The organism is Candidatus Neomarinimicrobiota bacterium (assembly GCA_034716895.1).
GTDB lineage: Bacteria > Fidelibacterota > UBA8477 > UBA8477 > JABMPR01 > JABMPR01.
In genome coordinates this window covers 1-3,421 of the sequence record JAYEKW010000096.1, presented here as the reverse complement: position 1 = coordinate 3,421, position 3,421 = coordinate 1, and the positions used below count along the sequence as shown (strand labels likewise).

General features: G+C 45.9%; 3 protein-coding genes. All 3 read left to right on the top strand.

From position 1 onward, the window contains the following. On the top strand, positions 1-468 hold a 468-nt coding region (locus U9Q77_06060; GenBank protein MEA3286922.1), incomplete at its 5' end, for a hypothetical protein. 299 nt (positions 469-767) lie between these two features. Further along, positions 768-2,174, top strand: a complete 1,407-nt coding sequence (locus U9Q77_06055; protein ID MEA3286921.1) for a T9SS type A sorting domain-containing protein — start codon at positions 768-770, stop codon at positions 2,172-2,174. 205 nt (positions 2,175-2,379) lie between these two features. Then, a partial coding sequence (locus U9Q77_06050; protein ID MEA3286920.1) for a pyruvate:ferredoxin (flavodoxin) oxidoreductase occupies positions 2,380-3,421 on the top strand: 1,042 nt, incomplete at its 3' end.

Genomic DNA, 3,421 nt, shown 5'->3' with positions numbered 1-3,421 from the left:
GTTTGGGGACCCTGGCGTTTGGGTGCCGGCTTGGGATTTGTGACCAGTCCACTGGAAGCCAGTGTGAATTATCGATTCCATAGTTTTCGCAGCAGTTCCTTTTCCGGTGATCTCTTTGACCCTGATGACGGAGAATCCCTGGAAAACCAGATAACAGAACAGATCAGTGATCATGTGCAGAATGTCCACGAATTCTCTGCATCTCTACTGTGGGCCATGGATCCACTGACCCTTTCTTTTGGGGCATCAGTGATGAACAGTCCCCTGAATTATCGGTTTGAGAATAATCTCCACTTTGATATGGGAATCGGCTATCAAATGAGCTCCGGTCTTGGATTTACCCTGGCTTTCCGGCATGAGCAATGGCAAAGTGACCTGAATCATACCCTGGAAAGTGGTGTGGATCGGTCTGTTGCAGTTGAAAACAATTTTTCTAAATTCCAGTTTGGCATCAAGTACATTTTATAACCGCCCCTTAAATCATGTAGAACCTGAAGAGGTTGTCCTGGTAGTTTGGGTGGGAAGGGTTCAGTACTTTGTTTCAAGTGTTGCACAATGAGTTATTAATTGTTTTAAGTATGGATCTAACCTGAATAATTCATAGCCACTAAGTCACCAAGACACAAAGTTTAATAAAATATATGCTTATCAAAAATTATCACTCACAGATGTAAATAATACTGTTAAAAATGACCTTGTTCATAACTTTAATACTTTTCGTGACTTAGTGTCTTCGTGGCAATAATTCATGAATAATGCAGGCTAAGATGAAAAAATTAACGATAGCAGTATTGACAGGCCTAACGGTCATGGGCTTTGGCCAGCAAACCTGGGATACCGGTGAAATTGGTTTTAATTATGGGTCTCCCTTTCCCAATGAGGCAGTGGCCTACAACGGTAGTTTTTTGTCCAGCGAGGTTCCGGCTCAAGGAGTTGGTGGATTTGAGATCAGCCAGGCCGATACTAATTTTCTTTCCCTGGTGGCTTATGATATAAAGGTGGTTGAGGGCGACACACTGGCGGATATCTTTACCATCATCCTTCAGGATTCAGTTGAGATCGCACCTGGCTATTACGTGGTTGGGGTTGGAGCTGGATCGATCAGGGGCTTCATCTGGATGCAGGATGTTGATCCTGACGTGGTGGCCGGCCTTATAGACACCTCCTTTACACTGGATTCGCTCAGTACCCTGAATCCTTATATTTCGCTATCAGGACAGATCGAAATCACTGAGATAAATGAAGCTACCGTTGCTGGTAATTTTGCCGGAGCCATGCTCAACACAAGTACGGATTTTATTGTAGTTGGGAATGGTACATTTGCTGTTACCAACACGCTTCCAGCGCTCACTTTTGATCAGGGGACAGTAGCGATCATGGCAGATACTGCCTCTTTCCTCATCGAAGGAGAGCTGAATCCCCTGCAGAGCGATCAGGGGGTCGGTGCTGTTGAAACTCAACAAGCCGATACAGTGACAACAAATTTATTTGCCTATTCACCTCAAGCTGATGGATCCCTATCTATCTACGGATTGGTATTACGCGCTTTGGCTGAAGATTATCCCACAGCAGGGGAGCAGTTGGCATTTACCATCGGAAACCAGGCTGATGATCTGCCCATGGCTTTGCCCTACGTTCTGGAAAATGCATCGGTGGAACAGCTCCTTCAGTTACTGGGCTCTGAAACTTTACCCGGGATCGCAGAATTTGAAAATCTCTATTTGCCAGTCGGATCGACCATCGCCGTTTTGGGTTACACCCCTGACGAAACGGCTTTTGCCACAATTTCAGGAGTCCTTATGGCCAACGCCACCGGAGCAAATTTCTTACTTATGGAAAGCTGGGATCTGTGGAATTCATCTCCAACTGGAGTTGTCGGACAGTTTGTTCATCATCCGGAGCGCTCCAGCCTGGTCGGTAACGCTTTCCCCAATCCCTTCAATAGCAGCACAATGATCCCTTTCAGGCTTAAGGAGAGAGCGCAACTTGATCTGAAGATTCACAATATTCGGGGTCAGGAACTCGTTTCATTGACTACAGGCGAATTTTCAGCAGGTCACCATAACTATACTCTCAATATGGAACAATTTGATCTGGCCGGTGGACTTTACTATTTCAGCTTGAGCTCAGGAACCCACGTTATCGGAAGCGGGTCATTCATCTATCTCAAATAGAACCTTGGGTGCGTGTTGCTAATTTAACCCAATTATACCAATTCCGAGTTGCCGTTTTAGCCCACCCCATTGTTTGAATAAATGTGTTTCTAGATGAATTATTTTTCGTCTTGGCTTCCTTTGGCATGATATTTATATAAGTTGTGGCGATGCTTTACGAACAATTCTCACGACCAAATCCATTCGATATATACAGGAGAGTAAAATGAACCGTAAGATGGTAACCATTGATGGAAATGAAGCAGCTGCTTACATTGCCCACAAAACTAATGAGATCTGCGCTATCTACCCAATCACCCCTTCCTCTAACATGGGTGAACACGCTGATGCTTTTACCGCCCAGGGGCGACGGAATATTTGGGGCACGATTCCTACCGTAGAAGAAATGCAAAGTGAGGGTGGTGCAGCTGGAGCTGTGCATGGTGCCTTGCAAACTGGTGCTCTGACCACGACCTTTACTGCCTCTCAAGGTTTGCTCCTGATGATTCCCAACATGTACAAAATCGCCGGTGAGCTCACAGCTACTGTTTTTCATGTATCAGCCCGTTCTCTGGCAGCTCAGGCACTGTCCATTTTTGGAGATCATTCTGACATTATGGCTACCCGAGCCACTGGTTGGGGCATGTTGGCGGCAAATTCAGTCCAAGAAGTGATGGATATGGCCTTGATTGCTCAGTCTTCCACGTTACAGACTCGTGTGCCATTTATTCACTTTTTTGATGGTTTTAGAACTTCCCATGAAGTTTTAAAGATTGAGCAGCTTAACGACGATGACATCAAGGGTATGATCGATGATGAGTGGGTGATTGCCCATCGTAAACGCGGTATGAATCCCAATAAACCTGTGCTCCGGGGAACTGCTCAGAATCCGGATGTGTTCTTCCAGGGACGTGAGACCGTTAACCCATACTACGAAGTTACTCCTGAGATTGTGCAAAAGACCATGGATCGCTTCGAAGGATTAGTAGGCCGTTCGTATCACCTATTTGATTATTTAGGTGCCGAGGATGCTGAAAGAGTGATCGTTATCATGGGTTCCGGTGCTGAAACCGTGGAGGAAACGGTGGAACAGATGGTGGCAGATGGTGAGAAGGTTGGTATGGTCAAGATCAGACTGTTTAGACCATTCTCCATCAGACACTTTATCGCAGCCTTACCGGCTTCTGTGAAAAAGATCGCCGTTCTGGATCGAACCAAAGAACCCGGTGGTGCCGGTGAACCCATGTATCAGGATGTGATTACGGCTT